We start from the raw sequence: 18849 nt of genomic DNA on the forward strand, positions 1-18849 counted from the left end.
GCTGCAACCCCCGTTGAGAAGCCATGCTGCTCGCAACCCGTGGAGAGGGCTTAGCCCAGTGGCGACCAATCGGCCTCGGGCTCGTCATCCTCGGATTGAGCGATGTTGGGATTTTCGGTGGACGTGCGCGCGGGAAGATAATCCAGCGCAGCGTCGAGCAGCCTGTCGAAGCCAGCACCAGTAGCGCCAGAGATGGGGAATACCCGGTCAGCCCCGGCATCGCGCAATTCCGCCGCAAAAGCTTCCACCAACTCGGCATCGGCCAGGTCGATCTTGTTGAGCGCGATCAGCCGCGGCTTGTCCTCGAGCCCCTCGCCATAAGCCTCCAGCTCGCGTTCGACGATCCGCATGCCTTCGGCCGGATCGGTCCCGGCGATGTCGACGAGATGGATCAGCACCCGGCAACGCTCGATATGGCCGAGGAAGCGGTCACCGATGCCGGCCCCGTCCGCGGCCCCTTCGATCAGTCCGGGGATGTCGGCCAGCACAAACTCGCGGTCGCGATGCCGGACGACGCCGAGCTTGGGCACCAGGGTGGTGAACGCATAGTCGCCGACCTTAGCGCGCGCGTTCGAGACCTGGTTGATGAAAGTCGACTTACCGGCGTTCGGCAGGCCAACCAGGCCCACATCGGCCAGCAGCTTCAGCCGCAGCCAGACCCACAACTCCTCAGGCGGGATGCCAGGCTGGTGCTGGCGCGGGGCGCGGTTGGTCGAAGTGGCGTAGCTGGCGTTGCCCCGTCCGCCCATGCCGCCCTCGAGCAGCACGATCCGCTGGCCGACCTCGGTGAAGTCCGCGAGCACTTCCTCGCGCTCCTCGTCGAGCACTTGTGTGCCGACCGGAACCTCGATCACGAGGTCGGGCGCGCTCGCGCCGGTGCGATTCCGGCCCATGCCGTGGCTGCCGCGGGCTGCCTTGAAATGCTGGGTGTAGCGGAAATCGATGAGGGTATTGAGGCCCGGCACCGCGACCATGACCACGTCCCCGCCCCGGCCGCCGTTGCCGCCGTCAGGCCCGCCGTACTCGATGTACTTTTCGCGCCGGAAGCTGACCGCACCCGGCCCGCCTCCACCCGAACGGATATAAATCTTGGCTTGGTCGAGAAAGTGCATCGGATCGTTCTAGCCCATAAGCGGCGGGCTGGCGAACCGCTCGTGAAAATCATGACCCGGTGGTGGAGCCGAGGGGGATCGAACCCCTGACCTCGTCATTGCGAACGACGCGCTCTCCCAGCTGAGCTACGGCCCCGTTCCGGTGTCGCGCGGGGTTGGGGCCCCGCGAAGAGCGCGCGTCCTAGCCAAAAGGCCGCAGGCTTGGAAGAGCAAAATTCTGCCCCTCCAGTTTCTGCGCCGCTCTCGCCCCGGTTACTTGGTCGGAATAGGTTGCACGACCGGCGTACTGACCTGGTCCGGCACCGGGATCACCGGGATCTCCGCGCCGGTCTGAGGGTCGAGCACTGCGCCGGTCTGCTGCGCTTGGGCGTTGAGATTGACCAGGGCGCCTACGCTCTGCCCGCTGGCCCCATGGACCGCCACGTAACCTGGCTGCGACGCGCCATAGCGGGCGCCGTACTGGGCGTCCCACGAGGCGGAATCGGCGCGGTACTTCTCATAGTCGCGGAAGAAGTCCTGGTAGACGATCTCGATGTTCGGAATGTTGGCGGCGGCGAACTGCTTGATGTCCGGCGTCGGCGACAATCCCAGGTACTGCTGCGAGAAGGCTCGCGCGACATCGCAGAACCGCTCCCGGGCGGGTGGCAGGGCGAAGTAGTTGTAGACCTGCGTCATGTAGGTCTCGCGCGCCTTCACCGCTGCATTGCGCGAACCGTACTGCTTGCGGAAACGCTCCTCGATCGCCGTATTCGTAGCGGCGAGCGTGCGGACGTTCTGCTTGAGGAAGGCCGAATAGCCGTCGAGGATCGCCTCGTACCCCGGATCGAGGCAATTGAGCGCGGCGACGTTCCAGGCCGAGCGGAAGTGCCAGAGCGTGCTGTCGTCATCGAGACCGGTGTTGATCGTCGTGCGCTGGCCGTTCGGGGCAACCGGCGGCAGGTCCATCGTATAGGACGCGCCCTGCGGGGGGATCGGACGGTAGGGAACCGTTTCGACGACCCGAGGCGGAGGCGGCGGAGGCGGCGGGGGTGGCGGAGGGGGCGTCGCACAAGCCCCAAGGGCGCCGACGGCCGCAATCACGAGCGTCAGCTTCAGCCAATTAGGGCGGTTCGAAATCATGCAGTGTGCTCCCCTCTCATGGCACGTGAGATGATCGTGCCACGCCACGCCTTACGCGCGGATGAAGCGAGAGCCTATCGCGAGGGTCGAGCAAAGAAAATGCCCGGGGTGCGTTTCCACACCCCGGGCACGATGAAACGAATCTGGGCTGCGATCAGTTGCGCCCGTTAGTTCCTCTGACCCATGAACTGCAGGAGGAACTGGAACATGTTGATGAAATCCAGGTACAGGCTCAACGCGCCCATGATCACAACCTTGCCCACCGGGTAAGCTGCAACCGCGTTCGGGTTCGTCAGCTTCATCTGCTGGATCGCGATGTACTGCTGCTTCAGCCGCTGGGTGTCGTAAGCCGTGAGGCCCGCGAAGATCAGCACGCCGAGGAAGCTGATCGCCCAGGTCAGCGACCCAGACTGAAGCCAGATGTTGAGCAGGCTGGCCACGATCAGACCGACTACGCCCATGATCAGGAAGCTGCCGAGGCCCGACAGATCCTTCTTGGTGGTGTAGCCGAACAGGCTGAGGCCCGCGAAAGCCGCCGCGGTGGCGAAGAACGTCGCCGCGATCGAGCTACCGGTATAGACCAGGAACACCGTCGACATCGACAGGCCCATCAGGACCGCAAAGCCCCAGAACATCAACTGGAGCGTCCCAGTCGAGAACTTGTTGACTCCCGCGCTCATCGCAAAAACGATTGCGAGCGGCGAGAGGATGATAACCCAGGCCAGGATACCCCCGCTGAGGAAGACCTGAGCCGCGGGAGAAGTTTCTCCGCCCCACGAGAACAGCAGCGCGACAATGCCTGTCAGCAGTACACCGCTGGTCATGTAGTTGTAGATCGAGAGCATGTGGCGGCGAAGGCCCTGGTCGACGGCATAAGCCTGACCGGTCCCCACCGCACCCGCAGACCCGGAAGACGAGAAGTTCGTCCGAGTGGGCTGGGGATCATTCCAATTCGCCATTACAAACTCCATTCCGGCGCCGAGCGACGACAAGCCGGTAGAGGCAATATCGCGTTGATAGCCTCACTATTCAAGGAAAACCGGCTTTGGGTCATTAACCTTGCCGTCTTGCCTCGGCCGCCATCTCCGCGCTGCGGTCGCGCGCGGAACGCAATGTTTTCGCTAACAAACCGCGCAAGGCGTCACCTTCGTCAAGCGTATCGAGGCCGGCCTGGGTGACCCCGCCCGGGCTTGCCACCCGGCGTGCGAGCTCCGCCGGATCGTGCTCGGAGGCCGCTGCCAGAGCTGCCGCGCCGTCAACCATGGCCAACGCCAGGCGCCCGGCCTTGTCCTGTGGCAGCCCCAAGTCGGCGGCGGCCACTGCGAGGGCATCGATGAAGCGGTAGACGAACGCCGGCCCCGAGCCTGCAAGCGCGGTGACGAGGTCGAACTCGTGCTCGGCAACCCATTCGGGCGTGCCTAGCGGCTTGAGCAGAGCAAAAGCCTCGGACTTCGAGGCTTCGTCGAGTCCGGCCTCTGCGAGGGCGATCGGGGACTTTCCAAGGGCAGCCGCAAGGTTGGGCATCAGGCGAACGAGGCCGCCAGCGCGGGGGAACTGCTCCTGCAACACTGCCAATTCGACACCCGCAAGGATCGAGAACAACGTCGTACCGGGTCCGGCAAGCGGTTCGACCGCAGGGCCTACCTGCGCCAGGACCTGCGGCTTGATGCCAAGCAGGATCGCGTCGAATTCACCGCTGGCCGGTACCGCATCGAGCTTCCGCACGCCCTCCGGCAAGTCGCGCACCGCCGGGTCGGCCACCGTGAACCGCTCCCGGTCTAGCCCCGCGGCGAGCCAGCCGCGAAGCATGGCTCCGGCCATATTGCCGCAACCGACGAGAAGGATGGAATTGAAATCGGCCACCGGGCGCTCCTACTCCCCTCCCGCTAAAGGATGGGGTCGAGGGAGGTCAGTCCTCCCGCTTCGGCGCTCACATGCCCTCCCCTGGCCCCTCCCGCAAGCGGGAGGAGAGCTCAGGCCTCGCCCGCTGCGTCGACCATCGCGGCTTCGAGTGCGTCCTTGGGCCGCTTGTCGCCCCAGAGCACGAACTGGAAGGCCGGATAGAACCGATCGCATTCCGAAACCGCGCTTTCGACGGCGATCTGCGCCATCGACAGGCTGAGCATGCCGTCTGGTCCGAGCATCAGGCCGTGGCGGTAAAGCAGCACCCCACCGTTCGACCAAATGTCGAAATGACCCAGCCAGAGCTGCTCGTTGACCAGCGCCAGAAGTTCGTAGGCGGGTTTGCGCTTGGCATCGGGAACGCGGATCTCGGGAAGGCAGAGCAATTGCAGGACATTGTCCTCCGCCCGCCAGATGCAGCGCATCTGGTAAGTGGCCCAGCTACCCTGGATTTCCCCACTCAATTCGTCCTCGTTGACGAACTCGCACGGCCAGCCATGAGCTTCGAACAATTGCGCAAGCATCTCGACCGGCGCCGCGTCGTCGGCTTCTTCGATCGGCTCACGCCCGGTGTTCATCATTAACTTTCCCATCCCAGCAAGACGCCCAAGCACATGCAATGCAAGGGGTTCTCTAGGCAATTGAGGTAAATGTCGCCGCTGGGCAAAACTCTATAACCCTGTTGGCAAGATGTGCAAAAAGCCGATTCCACCGAGGGCGGCAGGAAGCCTCGCCAGATTCAGTCGAGCGGCTTGACCTCTTCCCCCTGGGCGCTGGTGAAGCGGAAGGAATCCAAGTTCTTCTTCTTCAAGTCCGCAACGAACTCGTTGGCTTCCTTGGCGTTGGGGAAGGGTCCGACCAGCAGGCGGTTGGTCTGCCCCCAATCGGCGATTTGCGGCTTGGACTTGTCCAGCAAGCCGCCCGCAGCCCGCTTGAGTCGGCGCCAGTCGAACGCCAGCGCATCGGTATCGCGGCCCGTGGCGATCTGAACCCAGTGACGGCTCGGAATGACCGGCTTTGGCGGGGCGACCACCGCAGGCCTTGGCGGAGGATCGCGTCTCGGCACGAACTTGGACATGTCCACGGCTCCGTCCGCGGGGATGACGCGGGTCGCAGGAGTGGTGAAATCGGAGAACGCCTCGACCAGGTCCTGAGTCGGAGGCGGAGGCGGCCCTTCGGGTTCGGGCGCTGGCTGCTGGACGGGCGCCGGAGGCAAGGCCGAGACGACGACCGGCGCCGGTGGAGGCGGCTCGATCGGCTGCGGTTGCGGCTGCGGTACTTGAGCGACTTGAGGGGCCTGTACTGCCGGACGCGGAGGCGTTGGCGCAGGTGTGGGCGCAGGCGGCCGTGCGGCTGGTTGCTGTGCCGGAAGCTCTTCGCGCCTGGGGATGCGGCTGGTGTTGTCGCGCCGGCCGAGCGGTTCGCCCGCGGGCACCAGACGCGAGTCAGCTGAACCCGCTACCGGAGCAGAACCCGGAACCGATGGCTGAACACCAAGCTGCGAGGCGTAAGCCACGACCGCCGGATCGTCGCGGCCGATCTGCGCGGCGGGCGGGAACGTGCCCAAGTTGGCCGCGGCCGCCTGCTGCGCGCGCGTCAGGCGCGGCATGTAGCGCAGATAGGGCGCCAACCGGCTCGAGAGCCGCTCTGGCAACATGGTCTCGGCAATCGTGACGGCTTCTTCCGATTTCCCAAGGATCGCCAGCGAGAAGGCGCGCGTCCGGTACGCGGAAAGATCGCTCTTTTGCAGAAGCGGGAGCAAAGTTGCATCGGCAGCAGCCTGGTCGCCCCCGATCGCCTGGCTCAGGGCTAACCGCTGGATGACCATCGGATCGGGCGCGAAGTTCAGCGAAGCCGAATATTCCTTCTGCGCCCGGGCATTGTCGCCGATCAGGTCGAAAGCCAAGCCCCGATCCGGCGCATGGAGCAGCATGGCCTCGCCAGCCTTCTCCGCCTCGTCAAACAGGCGTATGGCTTCGAGCGGTTGCCCCTGGCGAACCATGACCGCTGCCAGTCCGGCCTTCACCCGCCCATCGCTCGGATTGACGGCCTCGGCCCGGCGGAAGAAGCCGAGCGCGGATTCCGGATCTTCGAGCGCAATCGAGGCCTGTCCTGCGTCAATCAGCGCGTTCATCGAACGCGGATCCTGGGCCAGTTGACGCAGTGCCTCGTTGAGGCGGTAGGTTGCTGGATGCGGCAGCGGCTGGACCACCGGCTGAGCTTGCACCGCCGGCGAAACCGCGACGCACAGCAGCACGCCAGCCGCCGAGGCCATCAGTGCGAATGCACCTGGCCTGCGACGTTGGATATGACCGGCGATGCGGGTCATGCCGGGCCTGCTAGACAGGCGCGGCTGAACCTGGCGAAAATGGCGACCGTCCTACTGGTTGTTCTGACGGCCGAGGAAGCGTGGGATGCGGATCGAACTGCTTCCGCCTTCGTCTTCTTCATCTTCATCTCTGTTGGCGCTGGAGCGCGACAGGTTGGCCATGCGTTCGAACAGGGTGCTTCCGCCTGCAGGTGCCGCACCACCAGCGGGCGAGCCGCCTTCAGCTTCGCCCGAACCCGCGCCGAGCAGGCCGCGGCGACGGCCACCGGTTTGAACCGGCTCGGCTTCGTCAGCGACTTCGCTCGCCTCGAGCAGGAGTTCGTCCTGTTCGGTTTCGGGCGTTTCGTCTCCAGCGTCAGGGGCTTCGAGCGTCAGCTCGAAAGCGTCACCTTCGTCTTCGGCCTGTTCAGCCAGAGCATCGGGATCGCGCTCGATCTTCATGCCGCTGAGCGAACCGTAACCAGCTTCCTGGCCGCGGCCATAGTTGCTGTCGTCGACCGGGTCGGAGAGACCTTCCTCTTCCTCACCCTCGTCATACGCGGCTTCGGCCAGAGGCTCGGCGTACTCGTCTTCGAACGATGCCGGCTGGCTGAAGCCCGGCTCTGCGCCTCCGGAGGTCGCGAACGAATCCTCGGCCAGTTCCTCTTCGGTCGGCAGCGGCAGGACGGGCTTCTTCGGCGCACGTCCAGCGCTGAGGCTGATCGGCTGGCTGCGGGCAGCCACGGCCTGTTCGGCGCTCTGCTCTATGCCGGTGGCGACGACCGAAACGCGGATCTTGCCTTCGAGCGACGGGTTGAACGCCGAGCCCCAGATGATGTTGGCTTCGGGATCGACGAGCTCGCGAATGTGGTTCGCCGCTTCGTCGACTTCGAGGAGCTTCATGTCCTCGCCGCCGATGATCGAAATGATCACGCCCTTGGCGCCCTGCATCGACACACCGTCGAGCAGCGGGTTGGCGATGGCACGTTCAGCGGCTTCGAGAGCGCGATTGTCGCCTTCGCCTTCGCCGGTGCCCATCATCGCCTTGCCCATCTCGCCCATGACCGAGCGAACGTCGGCGAAGTCGAGGTTGATGAGGCCGGGCATGACCATCAGGTCGGTGATCGAACGGACGCCTTGCTGCAGCACTTCGTCGGCCAGCTGGAACGCTTCCTTGAAGGTGGTTTCCGCCTTGGCGACCAGGAACAGGTTCTGGTTGGGAATGACCAGCAGGGTGTCGACGTTCTTTTGCAGCTCGTCGATGCCCGACTCCGCGGAACGCATGCGGCGGGTGCCTTCGAACAGGAACGGCTTGGTCACCACACCGACGGTAAGGATGCCCTTGCCGCGCGCGATCTCCGCGATCACCGGCGCAGCGCCAGTGCCCGTGCCGCCGCCCATGCCGGCGGCGATGAAGACCATGTTCACGCCTTCGAGCGCGCGTTCGATCTCTTCGATCGTCTCTTCAGCGGCAGCGCGGCCGACTTCAGGCCGCGAGCCCGCACCAAGACCGCGGGTGATGTCCGGACCCAGCTGGATGCGGTGTTCCGCAATCGAGTTGTTGAGTGCCTGCGCGTCGGTATTGGCGACGATGAAGTCGACGCCTTCGATCTCCGCCTCGATCATGTTGGATATGGCGTTGCCGCCAGCGCCGCCGACACCGATCACGGTGATCCGCGGACGCAACTCCTCCACCGACGGAGGACCGATATTGATGCTCATTCCCTGCTCTCCTTGGGGAGGCGTTGATACAATCCCATGGCACGCTTGTGCCACAAAGCGATTCGGCGGTGCAAAAGGTATATGGAACTATCCACAGCCCCGCGAAAACCCCAGCAAACCCTTAAAAATACTCTCTCATCGCGCGCCAGACACGCTGTACCTGCGCGAAACCCGAGGCACGATGGCTTGTTTGGAAGCGCGAACCGACTGATCGAATATCGATCGGGTCCTCCGCCGCATAGAGTACCAATCCGGCCAGAGTGGCAAATCCGGGCACGGCGTGAGCCTCTGGAAGGGCCTTCATTTGCGGTGGCCGGCCAATCCTGACGGGCCGTCCGAGCGCTGACTGGGCATAGTCGGCAAGGCCCGCGAGCTCTGCACCGCCACCAGTGAACACCACTTGGCGGCCGTGACGGCCCGAATAGCCCATGGACTCTAGCGCGCGCCCGATGTCGCTCACCAGGCGGTCGAGCTCTCCGGTGATCACGCCGATCAGTTCCGCGCGCGGAATGCGGTTGTTCTCGTCGGCACCCCTGGCGACAGGCCCGGCGCGATCGTCGCCCGGACCGTTGACCGGGATCATCTCACGGTGATCGGCCGGGCTGGCGATGGCCGAACCATAAACACACTTGAGCCGTTCGGCCTGAAAGCGGCGGATGCCGAGCGCACTTGCGATGGAGTCGGTGATATCGGCCGATCCGCAAGGGATCGTCGTCAGCCCGACGAGCATGCCCGCCATGTAGACCGAGACGTTGGTCACCTGGGCGCCAAACTCGACCATCGCCACGCCCAGGTCCCGCTCTTCCGCGGTCAGGCAGGCGTATCCGGTAGCCAGCGGCGACGCGACGATGCCTTCGACCTCGAGGTGGGCGTTCTGCACCGCCTCGGTCAGGTTGCGCATGGCTGCGCCTTCGGCGAGCATCACGTGGATATCGACGCGCAACCGCTCGGCATGGAGGCCTTTCGGGTTGGCGATCCCTTCGGCCCCGTCGAGGAAGTAGCACGCCGGTTGCGCGTGGAGCACCATGCGGCCGTCGGGCTCGATGCTGCTGCGCGCCGAGACCAGCAAGTGCTCGATGTCTTCCTCTTCGATCCGGCGGCCGCCGATGTCGATGTCGACCGGCGTGATCTGGCTGGCGAGCCCGGCGCCGGTGCAGCCGATCCACACGCTGGCGACACTCGTCCCCGCGTGCTTTTCCGCCCGCTCGAGCGCATCGCGCACAGCATAAGTCGCCGCGGCCATGTCAGTGACATAGCCACGTCTAATGCCCTCTGAGGCACGGTGCCCGCTGCCGAGCACGACCATCTCGCCGCTCTCAGTGAGACCGGCGATCATGGCCGAAATGCGAAACGATCCAATGTTGACCGCGCCAAACACGCGCGCGATGCGCGGGCTGTTTCTAGGCTGGCTGGCCATTAAGTTCCCCCGGTGTTTGATGCCTCTTGCGCGCGCCCCGGCACCCGCATGTAAATGCGTTCCGGATTGCGCATATCGAACGCGGCCACTTTACCCCCGAGCAGCCGGTTCACTCCGTCTAATCTGGCGAAACTCATGAGTGCGCCGGCAGATTCTTCCTCGCCCTGCGGCAAGGCCAGCACCTGGCCGGTCTTGAACGTCAGGTTCCAGCGCCGGTTGCCGACCCATTCGGCGGCAGAGACCTGCGGACGCAAGGCCGGTGCCGCATCGAGCAGCGCGCTCAACTCTTCTACTCGTACCTGCGCGCCCGGACCCGAAATCTGGAGCATGCCCTTAGCCGCCGCGCGCGAGATTGGCTCCAACTCGTGCCCTTGCGGATCGATCAGTACCAGCCTGTCCGGCTTCTTGAGCACCGCGTGAGGCTGGCGCTCGACGATGTCGACCACGATCTTGTCGGGAAGCTGGCGCGAGACCCGCGCGTCCTTCACCCACGGCAGCTCGATCAGCTGGCTACGCAGCGCATGGAGGTCGACCAAGGGCATGGCCCGGTCCTTCTCTCCCAGCACCCGCTCGTAGACCTTGAGCTCGTTCATCCGCTCGACCCCGCGCACTTCCACGCGGTTGACCTCATAGCCCGCATCGCCCGCCGCGAGGGCCAATTGCTGACCGGCCAGTACCGTGAGCCCAGCGGTGCTGGCGACGATCCACGCGATCGCCACGGCGGCGGCAAGGATCAGGACCAGGAAGATCTTGTGCAGTTGCTCTTCGGTGAAGGGCAGGATGCGCATCAGCGCGTCGACCAGCGAATTGGTCTTCTGCCTGGCCTTGCGGACCTTGGTCTTGGAAGCCTGCGCTCGCGCCTGCCTGCGTACCGGCTTGGCATTGCGGCGGATGGTCTGGGCCATCAGGCAGGCCTTTCCAGCTTGCCGAAGTGGACCAGCGCATCCTCGATGACGATTTCGACCAACTCGGCATAGTCGATCCCGCAATGCCGCGCCTGTTCGGGCACCAGGCTAAGGGGAGTCATGCCGGGCTGCGTGTTGGTCTCTAGCAGGAACAAGCCCTCCTCGCCCTGCTCATCGTCCCAGCGGAAGTCCGACCGGCTAGTGCCGCGGCAGCCGAGCAAGCGATGGGCCTGAAGCGCGTATTCGAGGCACAGTTTCTCGATCTCCGGCGGGATCTGCGCGGGGCAGACGTGCTCGGTCATGCCGTCGGTGTACTTGGCGTCGAAATCGTAGAAGCCCGATTTCGGGACCAGCTCGGTCACCAGCAGCGCGCGGTCGCCGAGAACCGCCGTGGTCAGCTCACGACCGCGGATGTAGGGCTCGGCCAGCAATTGGTTGAACTCTTGCCACGGCCCCCTGACATCGCGCCGGATCGGGTTGCCGTAGTTGCTCTCGTCGGTAACAATGGCGACGCCAACCGACGATCCCTCGTTGACGGGCTTGAGCACGTAGGGCCGTGCCAGTGGGTCGGCCTGGTAAAGCTCCTCCGACTTGACGATGCGCCCACCCGGCATCGGAACACCGTGCGGTACGAGCGCGTGCTTCGTCAGCTCCTTGTCGATCGCGATCACCGAGGTCGCGAGGCCCGAGTGGGTATAGGGGATGCCCATCAGGTCCATCATGCCCTGCACCGTGCCATCTTCGCCTGGGACGCCGTGGAGCGCGTTGAACACGACATCGGGAGCAGCTTCGGCGAGCCGTGCGGCGACCTGGCGATCCATATCGATCCGCGTGACGCGATGCCCGCGCGATTCCAGCGCCTTGGCCACGCCCTCGCCGCTCATCAGCGAGACAGGCCGCTCGCTCGCCCATCCGCCCATCAGGACGGCCACGTGGAGTTTGGGTAGCCGGCTCATGCAATCCTCCCCGGCACGGGGAGGGGGACCATGCGAAGCATGGTGGAGGGGCACGGGCGGTTGATCATGACTTCGGACGTTGGGAACGCTCGCGCGTGCCCCTCCACCACCCTGCGGGTGGTCCCCCTCCCCATCCTGGGGAGGATCTTTTCTGCAGCTATTACCACCGGCCCACTCGCTTGATTTCCCATTCCAACGTCACGCCCTGGCTTTCCGAGACACGACGACGAACCTCTTCGCCAAGGGTTTCGATGTCGGCGCTAGTGGCCTCGCCGGTGTTGATGAGGAAATTGGCATGCTTCTCGCTGACTTGTGCCCCGCCGATCTTGAGCCCCCGGCATCCGGCCGCGTCGACCAGCCGCCAGGCCTTGTCGCCGGCTGGGTTCTTGAAGGTCGAGCCGCCCGTCTTGCTGCGCAGCGGCTGGCTCTCTTCGCGCGCCTGGGCGATGCGATCCATTTCGGCGCCGATGACTTTCGGATCGCCGGGCGTGCCTTTGAAGCGCGCCGAGACGACGATCGCGCCCTCCGGCAAGTCCGAATGGCGATAGGTGTAATGGAGATCTGCCGCTGGCACGGTGATCAGCGTGCCGTCAGGCAGCGCCACGTCGCAATCGATCAGGATATCCGCCACCTCTCGCCCGTAGGCGCCACCGTTCATGCGCACGAAGCCACCGACTGTGCCAGGGATACCGCGCAGGAACTCGAGCCCCGCAATACCCGCGTCGCGCGCAGTCGAGGATACGAGGATTCCACTAGCGCCGCCGCCGCACTCGAGGACCTGATCGCGCAGCACTTCGACGGTCGCGAAAGCCTTGCCCAGCCGCACGACCACGCCCGGGATGCCGCCGTCGCGTATGATCAGGTTAGAGCCAAGACCAAGCGCCATGACAGGCGTGCCTTCGTCGAGGCGGCACAAGAACGAGACCAGGTCGTCGGTGTCGGCCGGCTCGAACAACCAATCCGCCGCTCCACCGCTCTTGAACCACACGAGCTTGTCGAGCGGTGCGTCTTCGGAGAGCTTGCCGCGCACTTCGCTCGGCACCCAGCCGTCAAAGGTGCGGTCGGAATCGGAACCCGGCGCGGCACATTCGGAATGTTGGCTGTCGGGCTGGCGGGTCATACCGCCCCCTCGACCACCGCGCCGGCTTGGCGCGCGGAAACTTCCGCTGCCAGGCCTGCTGCCCACTTGGTGATGTCACCGGCACCGAGACAAACCACGATGTCACCGGGCTGGACCAGGCCTGCGAGGCGGTCGGCCAGGTCAGCGGGGCCGGAAACCTCGGCTGCCGAGCGATGGCCCAGATCCTTCAGGCCCTTGACCAGCGCCGAGGCATCGACACCCGCAATCGGTGCCTCGCCGGCCGTGTAGACCGGGGCGACGAAGACCACGTCGGCGTCATTGAAGCAGCTCTGAAACTCACCCATCAGGTCGCGCAGCCGCGTGAAGCGGTGCGGCTGTGCAACCGCGATCACACGCCCCTTCGCCGCCTCGCGCGCCGCCGAAAGCACGGCGCGGATTTCCACCGGATGGTGCGCATAATCGTCGATCACCGTCGCGCCGGAGACTTCACCGACACGGGTAAAGCGCCGCCGTACGCCCCCGAAGCGGGAGAAGCCGGTGCGAATGACTTCGTCATCGCAACCAAGTTCGTTGGCAACGGCGATGGCTGCCAACGCGTTCTGCACGTTGTGCCGCCCCGGCATCGGCAAGGCGATGTCGGCGATGCGCCGGCGATTGCCGTCACGGTCGGTGTGGATGGCGTCGAACAGGTTGCCGATGCCGGAGTCCTGCTGGCGAATGTTCTCGGCCGACCAGTCTGCCTGAGCCGAGAAGCCATAAGTCACGACGCGCCGGTCGCGAACGCGGGCAATGACCTTCTGCACTTCCGGATGATCGACGCACAGCACCGCGGCGCCGTAGAAGGGCACGTTCTCGATGAACTCGACGAACGCCTCTTTCACAGCGTCGAAGCTGCCGTAATGGTCGAGATGCTCGGGATCGATGTTGGTTACCACCGCGATCGTGCCGTCGAGGCGCAGGAAGCTGCCGTCGCTTTCGTCGGCTTCAACCACCATCCACTCGCTGTCGCCGAGCCGGGCGTTGGAGCCGTAGCTCTCGATGATCCCGCCGTTGATCACAGTCGGGTCGACACCGCCGGCATCAAGCAAGGCGGCGACCATGGAGGTTGTCGTGGTCTTGCCGTGCGTACCCGCGACGGCAACCGTACGCTTTAGGCGCATCAGTTCGGCCAGCATTTCCGCACGCCGCACGACTGGGACGCGCGCGTCGAGCGCCGCGGCGACTTCCGGATTGTCGCGCTTCACTGCGGTCGAGGTGACCACGACCGCCGCACCGCCGAGATTGGCGGCGTCATGGCCGATCATGACCTTGATCCCACGCGCGCGGAGCCGTTCGACCGAGGCGCTCTCCGAAATGTCCGAGCCCTGCACCGTGTAGCCGAGGTTGTTCATCACTTCGGCGATGCCGGACATGCCGATGCCGCCGATGCCGACGAAATGGATCGTGCCGATGTCGGTCGGCATCCGCCCGCCGCTGGACTGTCGGAGAGCGCGGTTCATGCCAGCGCCTCCCGCCCTTCGTGAACCCCTTCGCCGGCCGCGCGGATCACATCCTGGATCGGCGCCGCACCGAAGCTCTCGACCAGGTCGGCCAAGTCGCTCGCCGCCTTGGGACGGCCGCAGTTCCACGCCGCGTGCGCCGCGTTGGCCAGGGTTTCCGGATGCTGCGCCATGGCGTTGATCTGCTTGGCCAGTTCCTTGGCGGTGAAGTTGTGCTGCCGGATCGAGCGCGCGCCGCCGGCCTTGACGATCTCGCGCACGTTGGCGGCCTGATGGTCATCGGTCGCGATCGGCAGCGGGACCAGGATCGCGGGCCGGCCTACCGCTGTCAGTTCGGCAATGGTCGAGGCTCCGGCCCGGCCGATGAACAGATGCGCATCGGCAAGCCGCACGTGCATGTCTTCGAAATAGGTTCCAAGCTCTGCCGGGATGCCATGGTTGGCATAACGGTCACGCACAGCGTCGAGATCTTCGGCGCGGCATTGCTGGATGACCTGCAGGCGCGAACGCAGCGCGGGGGCGAGCATCGAGAGACCGTCAGGCACGATCTCCGACAGAACCCGCGCACCCTGGCTGCCGCCGGTCACCAGCACGCGCATCAGACCTTCGTCGGTGAAGGCCGGAAACGGCTCGTCGCGCAGGGCGAGAACCGCGGGCCGTACCGGATTGCCGACGAGGTGGACCTTCGGCAGGTACTTCGGCTTGAGCCGGTCGACGTCCGGATAGGCGGTAGCGATCGCGCTCACACGGCCGGCCAGCAGCCGGTTCACCCGGCCGAGGACCGCGTTCTGTTCGTGGATCACCGAGGGAATGCCTGCCGACCGCGCGGCCAGTAGCGCAGGCAACGCCGGATAGCCGCCGAAACCGACCACAGCGCTAGGCTCAAAGCTATCGTAAAGGCGCAGCGCCATGCGCCGCCCTTCGAGCACGGACGCAATCGCCGACGGCCAACGCAGCGGGTTCTTGCCGAACCGCCCTGCGGGCAGGACGTGCGCCGGCAGGAAATCGGGCTTGCCCGGAATCTCGGCGCCGCGCTCGTCGGTGATCAGCGCCACGTGGTGGCCGCGCCGTTCGAGCTCATGCGCAAGCGCGAAGGCGGGCGTCAGGTGCCCGCCGGTGCCTCCTGCTGCGAGAACATAGTGCCGCGAAACCGGGCTCATCGCCGAACCTCCCCATCGGCGCGACCGAGTGGGCTGATCTCGATAGCACCGCGCCAGTCAAACTTTTCACGGCTCAGATAGGGGTTGCGGCGAGTGATGGCTAGCAACAGTCCGACCAGGAAACACTGGGCGATCGTCGACGAGCCGCCATAGCTGACCAGCGGCAAAGTCAGGCCCTTCGAAGGAAACAGCTGCAGGTTGACCAGAATGTTGACGAACGCCTGTCCGCCGAACAGCGCGGTAAGGCCGGTGGCGGCCAACAGGATGAACAGGTTGTCCTCGTCCACCAGGCGGACGAGCACCCGAACCACGATCGCGAGATAGATCAACACCACAACGGCGCAGGTCAGCAGGCCGAATTCCTCACCGATGACCGAGAAGATGTAGTCGGTATGGGCTTCAGGCAGGATCATCTTGCGCGTGCCCAGCCACAGGCCGGAGCCGGTCCAGCCCCCAGCCATCAGAGTCCGGCTGGCGAGGTCTACCTGGTCGAACGCCGTACCGCCGCCGAGGAAGGAATCGATGCGGTGGCGCGCGTTGTCGTAGAACGTATAGGCCAGCGCGAGCCCGCCCACGCCCACGCCGAAGAGCACGCCAACGCGCTGCATCGGCAAGCCGGCCAGGACCACCAGCACGAACCAGCAGCCAACGAACAGGATCGCGTCGCCAAGGTTCGGCTGGATCATCAGCAGCACCACCACGGTGCCGACGAAAATCGCGCTAAGCGGGATGACCGGCAATTCCGCGTCGCGAGCGCGCCAGGACAACACCCAGGCGCATGCCACTGCGAAGGCCGGCTTGAGGAATTCGCTCGGCTGGAAGCGAATGCCGAGGTCGAGCCAGCGGCGCGCGCCATTCACCTCGGTGCCGATCATGGGCACGAGCAGCATGGCAAAGATCATTGCCGCGCTCATCAGGATCGAGCCCCGCCGCACAAGCTCGCGCGGCATGAGCGAGGTCCCGAGCAGCACGATAAGCCCGAGGAACTGCCAGCGCAGATGCAGCCAGAAGAAGTACAGATCGGGCAGGTGCGCCGTGCCCGAAAGGCGGCGCGCGCTGGCGGGTGACGCGGCAGCGACCGAGATCGCCCCGACCGTCATCAACGCCAGGACCAAGGCCAGCAGGACGCGGTCGACCTCGCGCCACCAAACCTTCAGCTGGCGCTTGCGGCTCTGCGGGAATTGCGCGGGAGGAGCGGACCTTTCGCCCGGCCGCGGAACGTAGGGACGTACCGGGGTCATGCCGGGGAATTCGCTGTGCAAGGCTCTCCGTCGGCTTCAGCGTCACCAGTCAGCTGAGCGACGAGTTTCCTGAAAGTGTCGCCGCGCGTCTCGTAGTCGCGAAACTGGTCGAAGCTGGCGCAGGCCGGAGAAAGCAGGATGACATCGCCAGGCCGTGCCGCGGCCATCGCACGAGTGGTGGCCTCGCACAGCATCTCGCAACGCTGGACCTGCATGAACGGTTCGAGAAGCTCGGCAAAGCGCGGCCCGGCCTCACCGATCGTGTAGGCAGCCGCGACATTGCCGAAGTTCGGGGCGCACTCGTCAAGATCGTCGCCCTTGGGCAGGCCGCCGCAAATCCAGTGCACGCGCCGGTCCGGATTGGGCGGGAATGCGGCGAGCGCCGGGGCGGTAGAGGCCGGATTGGTCGCCTTGCTGTCGTTGATGAATAGCACGCCATCGAATTCGCCCAGGCGCTCCATCCGGTGCGGCAGGCCGCGGAAGCTGGCGAGACCGGCCAGTATCTGCTCGAGACTGAGCCCCAGGTCGAGCGCCATGGCTCCGGCGATAGCGGCGTTCTGCAGGTTGTGCGGGCCTTGCAGCGAGGGCCAGTTGCTCTGGCCTTCCTTCCAGAACGGTATGCGCGCGCACACCGCCCGGCCCTGCGGCCGCCGAAGCACTTCCTGCCGCTGGATCGCGGTTGTCGGAGCATCCGCGCAACCGAAGATCGCGAAATTGCCCTCGCTCTGCATCGCAAACAGCTTGGCCTTTGACGCGGCGTAGGAGGCAAAGCCGTCATACCGGTCGAGATGGTCGGGCGTGATGTTGGTCAGCCCGGTGGCTTCGCAATCGAGCGAGAAGGTGATGTCGATCTGATAGCTCGACAGCTCGAGCACGTAGACGCCGCCTTCGGGCAGCGGATCCTGCGCCAGGATGGGCAGGCCGATGTTGCCGCCCATGCGCGCCGGCAGGCCAGCGGACTCGATCAGGTGATGGAGCAGCGCCGTCGTGGTCGACTTGCCGTTGGTTCCGGTGATTGCCGCTACGCGGTGCGGCGGCAGGTCGCCGCGCGCCTGCGCGAACAGCTCGACATCGCCGATCAACGGCACACCGGCCGCCTGGGCGCGAGCCACGATCGGGTGGGTGTTGAGTGGGACTCCAGGACTGACGACGACGCCGTCGAAGCCAGCAAGGTCGATCAGCAGCGGGTCGGCAATGGTCGCCCGGCCTGCCAGTTCGTCCCGCGGGCCCTCGCGGCGATCCCAGGCGGTTACCTCCGCCCCGCTCGCCAGCAGGCTCTCGACAGTCGCCATGCCCGAGCGCGCCAGCCCCAGCACGACATAGCGTTTGCCGCGGAAGGCGCTGCTGACGATCATCGGACTTTCAGCGTGGCGAGGCCCAGCACGGCGAGCACGATAGCGATGATCCAGAAGCGGATCACCACGGTCGACTCTTTCCAGCCGAGTTGTTCGAAATGGTGGTGGATCGGAGCCATGCGGAAGATCCGCTTGCCGGTGCGCTTGAACCAGAAGACCTGGATGATCACGCTGGCCGTCTCGATCACGAACAGCCCGCCGATGATGAGCAGCACGATCTCGTGCTGGGTCGCCACGGCGATTGCGCCGAGCGCGCCACCCAATGCGAGCGAGCCGGTATCACCCATGAACACCGCCGCTGGTGGCGCATTGAACCACAGGAAGGCGAGGCCCGCCCCCATGATCCCGGCGCAGAGTATCGCCAGTTCACCCGCACCAGGCACGTGCGGAATGCCGAGGTAGCTCGAATAGTCCACGCGGCCGACGAGGTAGCAGATCAGCATGAACGCGCCCGCGGCGATAACCACTGGCATGGTCGCCAGGCCATCGAGGCCGTCAGTCAAGTTCACCGCGTTGCCGAAGCCCACGATCACCGTCGCCGCGAAGACGTAGTAGAGCGGGCCGAGCGGGATGTACCGACCCGTCAGGAACGGGACGTAAAGGTTCGTGCTCACCTGATCGATGATGATCCAGGCCGCCACGCCGGCGACGATGAATTCCAGCAGCAGCCGGACTTTGCCCGAAACACCCTTGTGGCTGCGCTTGGTGACCTTGTCGAAATCGTCGAGGAACCCGATCAGGCCGAAACCGCCGGTTACCGCGAGGCACGCCCACACGAGCGGGTTGCGCGGATCCATCCAGATCAGCATCGAAACGACCAGTGAGGTCAGGATCATCAGCCCGCCCATCGTCGGCGTGCCGACCTTGGCGAGGTGCGTCTGCGGACCGTCGGTTCGGATCGGCTGGCCCTTGCCCTGGCGCACGCGCAGCAGGTTGATGAACCGCGGACCGATCAGCAGGCCCAGCGCCAGCGCGGTCAGCATCGTCGCCCCGGCACGGAACGACTGGTAACGAACCAGGTTAAGCAGACCTTCGAAATTGAGCCATTCAGCTAGCAGATACAGCATTCGAG

At 65.3% G+C, this 18849-nt stretch carries 16 protein-coding genes and 1 tRNA gene; all 17 read right to left on the reverse strand.

Going from position 1 to position 18849, the window contains the following annotated elements; genetic code table 11:
• Positions 1-50: 50 nt before the first annotated feature.
• Positions 51-1112: a GTPase ObgE gene (obgE, locus tag ASD76_RS09760; RefSeq protein WP_055921828.1), complete on the reverse strand. Its 1062-nt coding sequence runs from the start codon at positions 1110-1112 to the stop codon at positions 51-53.
• Between the two features lie 60 nt (positions 1113-1172).
• Positions 1173-1248: transfer RNA gene (locus ASD76_RS09765), tRNA-Ala, on the reverse strand.
• A gap of 116 nt (positions 1249-1364) precedes the next feature.
• Positions 1365-2231 carry a hypothetical protein gene (locus tag ASD76_RS09770; protein WP_156457629.1) on the reverse strand — a complete coding sequence of 289 codons (867 nt, stop codon included), beginning with the start codon at positions 2229-2231 and terminating at the stop codon, positions 1365-1367.
• 167 nt (positions 2232-2398) lie between these two features.
• Entirely contained in the window at positions 2399-3190 is a 792-nt protein-coding gene (locus tag ASD76_RS09775) for a Bax inhibitor-1 family protein (protein ID WP_055923138.1), read from the reverse strand.
• 94 nt (positions 3191-3284) lie between these two features.
• Entirely contained in the window at positions 3285-4094 is an 810-nt protein-coding gene (locus ASD76_RS09780; RefSeq protein WP_156457630.1) for a pyrroline-5-carboxylate reductase family protein, read from the reverse strand.
• Positions 4095-4204: 110 nt separating this feature from the next.
• Positions 4205-4711, reverse strand: a complete 507-nt coding sequence (locus ASD76_RS09785; protein WP_082553790.1) for a YbjN domain-containing protein — start codon at positions 4709-4711, stop codon at positions 4205-4207.
• Between the two features lie 161 nt (positions 4712-4872).
• A complete protein-coding gene (locus ASD76_RS09790) occupies positions 4873-6462 on the reverse strand; it encodes an SPOR domain-containing protein (protein ID WP_156457631.1) in 1590 nt (529 codons plus the stop codon).
• Positions 6463-6513: 51 nt separating this feature from the next.
• Positions 6514-8163 carry a cell division protein FtsZ gene (gene ftsZ, locus ASD76_RS09795; RefSeq protein WP_055921839.1) on the reverse strand — a complete coding sequence of 550 codons (1650 nt, stop codon included), beginning with the start codon at positions 8161-8163 and terminating at the stop codon, positions 6514-6516.
• A 121-nt stretch (positions 8164-8284) separates the two neighbouring features.
• The gene (gene ftsA / locus ASD76_RS09800) at positions 8285-9580 is read right to left on the reverse strand and encodes a cell division protein FtsA (RefSeq protein ID WP_055921842.1); all 1296 of its coding nucleotides are present in this window, start codon (positions 9578-9580) and stop codon (positions 8285-8287) included.
• On the reverse strand, positions 9580-10485 hold the full coding sequence (locus ASD76_RS09805; protein WP_055921846.1) for a cell division protein FtsQ/DivIB: 906 nt from the start codon (positions 10483-10485) through the stop codon (positions 9580-9582). Before ASD76_RS09805 ends, ftsA begins: the two co-directional genes overlap by 1 nt.
• Complete coding sequence (locus ASD76_RS09810) at positions 10485-11441, reverse strand: D-alanine--D-alanine ligase (protein ID WP_055921849.1); 957 nt, start codon at positions 11439-11441, stop codon at positions 10485-10487. Before ASD76_RS09810 ends, ASD76_RS09805 begins: the two co-directional genes overlap by 1 nt.
• 160 nt (positions 11442-11601) lie before the next feature.
• Entirely contained in the window at positions 11602-12561 is a 960-nt protein-coding gene (murB, locus tag ASD76_RS09815) for a UDP-N-acetylmuramate dehydrogenase (protein WP_082553712.1), read from the reverse strand.
• Positions 12558-14021, reverse strand: a complete 1464-nt coding sequence (murC, locus tag ASD76_RS09820) for a UDP-N-acetylmuramate--L-alanine ligase (RefSeq protein ID WP_235506605.1) — start codon at positions 14019-14021, stop codon at positions 12558-12560. Before murC ends, murB begins: the two co-directional genes overlap by 4 nt.
• The gene (gene murG, locus ASD76_RS09825) at positions 14018-15181 is read right to left on the reverse strand and encodes an undecaprenyldiphospho-muramoylpentapeptide beta-N-acetylglucosaminyltransferase (RefSeq protein WP_055921855.1); all 1164 of its coding nucleotides are present in this window, start codon (positions 15179-15181) and stop codon (positions 14018-14020) included. Before murG ends, murC begins: the two co-directional genes overlap by 4 nt.
• Complete coding sequence (locus tag ASD76_RS09830; RefSeq protein ID WP_055921859.1) at positions 15178-16422, reverse strand: FtsW/RodA/SpoVE family cell cycle protein; 1245 nt, start codon at positions 16420-16422, stop codon at positions 15178-15180. Before ASD76_RS09830 ends, murG begins: the two co-directional genes overlap by 4 nt.
• Positions 16419-17777 (reverse strand): UDP-N-acetylmuramoyl-L-alanine--D-glutamate ligase, encoded by a 1359-nt coding sequence (gene murD / locus ASD76_RS09835; RefSeq protein ID WP_055921862.1) that lies wholly within the window; start codon positions 17775-17777, stop codon positions 16419-16421. Before murD ends, ASD76_RS09830 begins: the two co-directional genes overlap by 4 nt.
• Positions 17774-18844 carry a phospho-N-acetylmuramoyl-pentapeptide-transferase gene (mraY, locus tag ASD76_RS09840; protein ID WP_055921864.1) on the reverse strand — a complete coding sequence of 357 codons (1071 nt, stop codon included), beginning with the start codon at positions 18842-18844 and terminating at the stop codon, positions 17774-17776. The genes murD and mraY overlap by 4 nt, the downstream gene beginning before the upstream one ends.
• Between the last annotated feature and the right edge of the window lie 5 nt (positions 18845-18849).

The organism is Altererythrobacter sp. Root672 (assembly GCF_001427865.1).
Taxonomy (GTDB): domain Bacteria; phylum Pseudomonadota; class Alphaproteobacteria; order Sphingomonadales; family Sphingomonadaceae; genus Croceibacterium_A.

Excerpts from the sequence above, each read along its gene's own strand:
- obgE (WP_055921828.1), bottom strand. The coding sequence starts at position 1,112 with ATGCACTTTCTCGACCAAGCCAAGATTTATATCCGTTCGGGTGGAGGC.
- ASD76_RS09770 (WP_156457629.1), bottom strand. The coding sequence starts at position 2,231 with ATGATTTCGAACCGCCCTAATTGGCTGAAGCTGACGCTCGTGATTGCG.
- ASD76_RS09775 (WP_055923138.1), bottom strand. The coding sequence starts at position 3,190 with ATGGCGAATTGGAATGATCCCCAGCCCACTCGGACGAACTTCTCGTCT.
- ASD76_RS09785 (WP_082553790.1), bottom strand. The coding sequence starts at position 4,711 with ATGAACACCGGGCGTGAGCCGATCGAAGAAGCCGACGACGCGGCGCCG.
- ASD76_RS09790 (WP_156457631.1), bottom strand. The coding sequence starts at position 6,462 with ATGACCCGCATCGCCGGTCATATCCAACGTCGCAGGCCAGGTGCATTC.
- ftsZ (WP_055921839.1), bottom strand. The coding sequence starts at position 8,163 with ATGAGCATCAATATCGGTCCTCCGTCGGTGGAGGAGTTGCGTCCGCGG.
- ftsA (WP_055921842.1), bottom strand. The coding sequence starts at position 9,580 with ATGGCCAGCCAGCCTAGAAACAGCCCGCGCATCGCGCGCGTGTTTGGC.
- ASD76_RS09805 (WP_055921846.1), bottom strand. The coding sequence starts at position 10,485 with ATGGCCCAGACCATCCGCCGCAATGCCAAGCCGGTACGCAGGCAGGCG.
- ASD76_RS09810 (WP_055921849.1), bottom strand. The coding sequence starts at position 11,441 with ATGAGCCGGCTACCCAAACTCCACGTGGCCGTCCTGATGGGCGGATGG.
- murB (WP_082553712.1), bottom strand. The coding sequence starts at position 12,561 with ATGACCCGCCAGCCCGACAGCCAACATTCCGAATGTGCCGCGCCGGGT.
- murC (WP_235506605.1), bottom strand. The coding sequence starts at position 14,021 with ATGAACCGCGCTCTCCGACAGTCCAGCGGCGGGCGGATGCCGACCGAC.
- murG (WP_055921855.1), bottom strand. The coding sequence starts at position 15,181 with ATGAGCCCGGTTTCGCGGCACTATGTTCTCGCAGCAGGAGGCACCGGC.
- ASD76_RS09830 (WP_055921859.1), bottom strand. The coding sequence starts at position 16,422 with ATGACCCCGGTACGTCCCTACGTTCCGCGGCCGGGCGAAAGGTCCGCT.
- murD (WP_055921862.1), bottom strand. The coding sequence starts at position 17,777 with ATGATCGTCAGCAGCGCCTTCCGCGGCAAACGCTATGTCGTGCTGGGG.
- mraY (WP_055921864.1), bottom strand. The coding sequence starts at position 18,844 with ATGCTGTATCTGCTAGCTGAATGGCTCAATTTCGAAGGTCTGCTTAAC.